The following is a 1104-nucleotide window of genomic DNA, read 5'->3' on the forward strand; positions in this document are numbered from 1 at the left end:
ACGGGCCAACGGCACGCTGCAGGACCGGCTGGTCAAGGCGATGCGGCTGGAGGGCATATCGTCGATCGAAGAAGCGAACGCCTTTCTGCCGGGCTATTTGGTTCGCCACAATGCCCGCTTTGCGCGCCCCGCTTTCGACAGCCGCGATCTCCACCGTCCGCTTGCCCCGCATGACGATCTGCGCGAGATCATGGTGTGGCGCGAACAGCGGAGTGTCACTGCTGCGCTGACGCTCCATTACAACAAGGCGATGTTCATCCTGGAACCGACCGAGATCGCCAGGAAGCTCGTGCGCAAGCGGGTGATGGTGTGCGAATATCCCGATGGCCGACTGGAGATCCAGCATGAGTGTCATGTACTCCCCTACCGTCAGTTCGACAAGATGCGACAGGTGAAACAGCCGGCGATCGTGGACAACCGTCATCTCGACGCGGCGCTGCAGCTGGCGAAACAAATCCAGGCGATCGCGCCGCATCACCGGCAGCGCAACAACAATGCCCCTGCCCGCCGTGACCAGCCCTCTCATCTATTCCCTGAACCGGAGGCACCGGTGAAGATCGATGGACGCCGGTTGGGCGGTCCCAAGCTCAAGCGCGGCCCGCGGCTCAGCCGGGCCGAACTACAGGCGCGCGGCACGCTGGAGTTCGTGAAGGCCCGCTAAACCGGCTCTGACCGAGCCCGCTGCCTGCGCAGCGGGTCCAGTCCCTCCCCTCCATGTTGCGCTCTCAGCAGGGTCTGCGCTGCGCTATCCCGATGGCTCCACGCAGCCCCTGCTGTCTTCAAAGAGTGTCATTTCTATCGGGGACAGAAAGTGTCTTTTCTAACCGGCAGGAACATGTGTTGTAAGCGGGTGGATTCTAGATCGAAGTGCGAAATCCTAGGAGTCGCCACCCTGGATGAAATGCTTTGTGTAGTGCTGATTTCCTGCTTCAAATCTCAACCGCGGGCTGGCAAGTCTGCGCTCGGGTCGCTATTTGGGTCCCATGACCGACAGCGCCGCCATCCCCGTCCCGCCCCAGCCGCAACGTGTCCGCAAGCCGGACTGGATCCGCGTCAAGGCGCCGACCAGCCCAGGCTATCACGAAACGCGTAAACTGATGCGCG

Annotated in this window: 2 pseudogenes; both read left to right on the plus strand. The window is 62.0% G+C overall.

Annotated elements, in window-relative coordinates:
• Positions 1–661 (plus strand): annotated as a pseudogene (locus ACFO3E_RS17515) (ISNCY family transposase); the annotation flags it as partial.
• Between the two features lie 322 nt (positions 662–983).
• Positions 984–1104 (plus strand): annotated as a pseudogene (locus ACFO3E_RS17520) (lipoyl synthase); the annotation flags it as partial.

The sequence above is a fragment of the Sphingobium tyrosinilyticum genome, assembly GCF_042654265.1.
GTDB lineage: Bacteria > Pseudomonadota > Alphaproteobacteria > Sphingomonadales > Sphingomonadaceae > Sphingobium > Sphingobium tyrosinilyticum.